Source organism: Parapedobacter soli (assembly GCF_025460835.1).
Lineage (GTDB): Bacteria > Bacteroidota > Bacteroidia > Sphingobacteriales > Sphingobacteriaceae > Parapedobacter > Parapedobacter soli.
This window is the reverse complement of the sequence record NZ_JAMXAY010000111.1, coordinates 1-3,157: the sequence shown is the minus strand read 5'-3', so window position 1 is coordinate 3,157 and position 3,157 is coordinate 1. Positions and strand designations below refer to the sequence as shown.

Here is a 3,157-nt window from a genome sequence, read left to right as displayed (position 1 = left end):
GAACGCCCCTGAAACTAAAACCAATGCTGGTGGTGGTTTCATTCTTTTAAATTGATACTGATTAATAATGGGCCTGCCGCTCCCTGCGTAGACGCTTCTACATTTTAGTGTATCATATCGGTTGAAGTAAGCATCAGTTTTGATCTTTTTTTATATTTTCGGCAATGAAGCTTACTTTTTTAATGTTAGTGCACTAAATGAATAGAGATCGGCGTTGGATTCAATCCTTGAAAAATGGTGATAATGCAACATTGGATACGATATATCTTCAGTATAAGGGACCGTTCCTTGCGTTCGCCGGTCGCTATCCCATTGCAAAAGAGGTGGCAATGGATATCTATCATGATAGTATGATTATTTTGTATGAAAATATTGTACGGGGGAAGTTGGATACATTGAAAAGTAGCATTAAAACATATCTGTTCGCTATCGGAAAATATAAGATTTACGCTCATCTCAAATCGATGCCGCAACTGGAAGAGCGGCAAGGCGACGAGCCCATGGAGAAAATTTCTGTATTCGAAATGGACACTACGGAAGAACGGCTTAAGTTACTTGAAGGGGCTTACCTCCAATTGGGGCCAAAATGCCAACAAGTGCTGCATCTGTTCTATTATAAGGGGTTGAAATTAGATGCAATACAAGCGCAGATGGCTTATGAATCCAAAGACACATTGAAAAGTCATAAATCCAGGTGTTTGAAACAGTTAAAGGAAAAAATCCAGGCCAATGGAAAAGGATAATGCTCAACTTATCGAGGCGTATTTTACGGGAACGCTGACCACCCATCAACAGCAGCAATTGGAATGGCTGTTGCAGCACGACACGACTTTTTCAGAAGCATTTAAGTTTGAGAAGGAAATACGAGACACCGTCATTTACAATGAACGGCAAGCGCTTAAAGAGCGATTCTACAACTTAGACAAAAAGGAAATGAAACCTGTCCGAAAACAGGCTCGATGGTGGTATGCAGCCGCCAGTATATTGGTGCTTATCGGTGCCGCTTGGTTCTTTTGGGGTTCACAGCCTGAGGTTACCCCAGAAAAGCTGTACGCACAATACATGGAACCTTATCCAAACATGGTAACGCCAACTGTCCGTGGCGACGTTCCAGCCGTGGGCATGTTATCGGAAGCATTAGCGTTATACGACAAACAGGCATACGCGCAAGCGGCCACACGGCTGAATCAGGTTTATGGGGAGCATCCCACTGACGCGGCTGCTTTTTATTTGGCCATTTGTCGTCTACTATTAAAGCAACCTGCAGAAACCATAAGGATACTGGAGGCAAGGAAGTGGGAGGATACCGTATATTTTTCTCCAACAGTTATAAACTGGTATTTAGGACTGGCGTTTCTTCAGCAGGGCGACAGCGATGAGGCATTGCATCGCTTCGAACGTGTTGCCGGGTCCGACAACAGCCTGTCTAATAAAGCAACAAAAATAGTGAATGCGTTAGAAAACAGGTGATGTTAGCATCGAGAGCACTACACCGTGGCAACGACGTTAGCCGCCCGTTTCCGTCTTCGTATGAACAGCAATAAGGCAATTACGATCAGCCCAGCCGCGGTGAACCACAGATAAGTAGCTGGAAAAGCCGCATTACTTAGCGAATCAGTATTCCCGTTGATGACAAAGCCTGCCCAAAAGAACGGATGGCTTTTCAGCGGATTATCGGCCAAAAAATCGCGCTTTGCCAGCGCGAGTGCTTCCACTTTCGTGTGCCCTGATTTGAGGTGCTCGTAAAATGAAAGCATGATTTCCGCCGTTTCTTCGTCAGGCACTTCCCATAGACTATACACCGCCGACCGAACACCTGCATAGGTCAGGGCCCGTGACAAACTCATCAGTCCCTCGCCGTTTTCGAGCTCGCCCATCCCGGTATTGCAGGCACTTAACACCACCAGTTCTGCCGGAAAATGGAGACCATAGAGTTCGTGATAACGTAAATGTTCACCATTTTGAAAAACGAGGCTGGAGTTTCGGTGGTCGGTTTCATCCAGCAGGGAATGCATGGCAAAGTGGTAAATCTTATAGTCAGCCGCGCGCTGCAAAAAATTCTGTTTGGTCGCTTGGTCGCCCCGGTATAGATTTCCGTCAAAATAGGTTGCAAGTTTTACGGCTTCATATGTCGCAGCTGCGATATCTTGCAGTCGACCTCTGTTTGTTGGATTATCGTCGACGAAAGACGACATATAATCTGCCGAATATTGGGGAGCAAAAGCAGCAAAATACCGCTGCCCCCGCGTTGAAGGCGCCGCTTTCTTTTGCAAGAGCCACAATGGCAGGCCGTGCGAATAGCTGATGGGAAAAAAGGAAACAAGCGGTCGGTTCAATTCTGGGTGAACCAACGTTTCAAATGGGATAAAATTCAGCTTATTATCAGGAATCACAACCAAGTTCTGCAACGCATCCAACGGCAACTGCAACGGAGCTATAAGCGCACGATATAATACCTTCGCCTGTTCCGCATAATCGTTGTGTTTGTTTTTGATGGTTTCGTGGTATTGCGCTGCCTGTTGAAGCAACGTCGCTTTGTCTCCTAATTTTACGACCGAAATAGTGTCTTTCTGTACGGTATATGCATACACGTTTTCCTCGGCCACCACATAACGCACGATATATTCCTGCTCCTTCAATTCCGATTGTACTCCCGCCACATCGAGTGTATCGTTGAAAAAAGAGAAGTACTGCGCATCTGCCTGTTGTATTTCCGCTTCTACGTCCCTCAATGCAGCCTGCAGGGCTTCATGGGCTTCGTCCCGACGCTCGTCTACCTGCCCATAGCTGGCTATTTCAGCTTGCAGCAGGTTGTATTGTGTAAACAAACTATCCGGTATATGGAGAAACCGCAGGTATTTGGCTTCAAACTCTTTGGCGAGGTGCTGCGAACGGTTGTTCTCCATCCTATTGACCAGCGCTTCTTCAACAGTTGAACCCAATCCTAAATGGAGCGAAAGCAGGCCCTCATTGATCGTGGCATTCGTCTTATCCAACCACGGATTGTAAGCACCTTTCTGGTAGTAACGATGAAAAAGGCGGGCGGCTAAGTCATAAAAATGTTGAGCTATGCGTCCTTGAGCAGGATCGTTTCCCCGCTCATATTCATTCTTATATAGTCATCCCTTAAATTCTGTACAACACACTAACAGTCAGT

The 3,157-nt window shown here is 46.0% G+C and carries 3 protein-coding genes; 2 read left to right on the top strand and 1 reads right to left on the bottom strand.

Going from position 1 to position 3,157, the window contains the following annotated elements; genetic code table 11:
- The first annotated feature begins 197 nt into the window (after positions 1-197).
- Positions 198-743 (top strand): RNA polymerase sigma factor, encoded by a 546-nt coding sequence (locus tag NGM62_RS21635; protein WP_262250386.1) that lies wholly within the window; start codon positions 198-200, stop codon positions 741-743.
- A complete protein-coding gene (locus NGM62_RS21630; protein ID WP_262250385.1) occupies positions 730-1,470 on the top strand; it encodes a tetratricopeptide repeat protein in 741 nt (246 codons plus the stop codon). Before NGM62_RS21635 ends, NGM62_RS21630 begins: the two co-directional genes overlap by 14 nt.
- Before the next feature lie 17 nt (positions 1,471-1,487).
- Here the strand turns inward: NGM62_RS21630 and NGM62_RS21625 are convergent, their stop codons facing one another.
- Positions 1,488-2,996, bottom strand: a complete 1,509-nt coding sequence (locus NGM62_RS21625) for a CHAT domain-containing protein (protein WP_262250384.1) — start codon at positions 2,994-2,996, stop codon at positions 1,488-1,490.
- Positions 2,997-3,157 lie beyond the last annotated feature (161 nt).

Excerpts from the sequence above, each read along its gene's own strand:
- NGM62_RS21635 (WP_262250386.1), top strand. The coding sequence starts at position 198 with ATGAATAGAGATCGGCGTTGGATTCAATCCTTGAAAAATGGTGATAAT.
- NGM62_RS21630 (WP_262250385.1), top strand. The coding sequence starts at position 730 with ATGGAAAAGGATAATGCTCAACTTATCGAGGCGTATTTTACGGGAACG.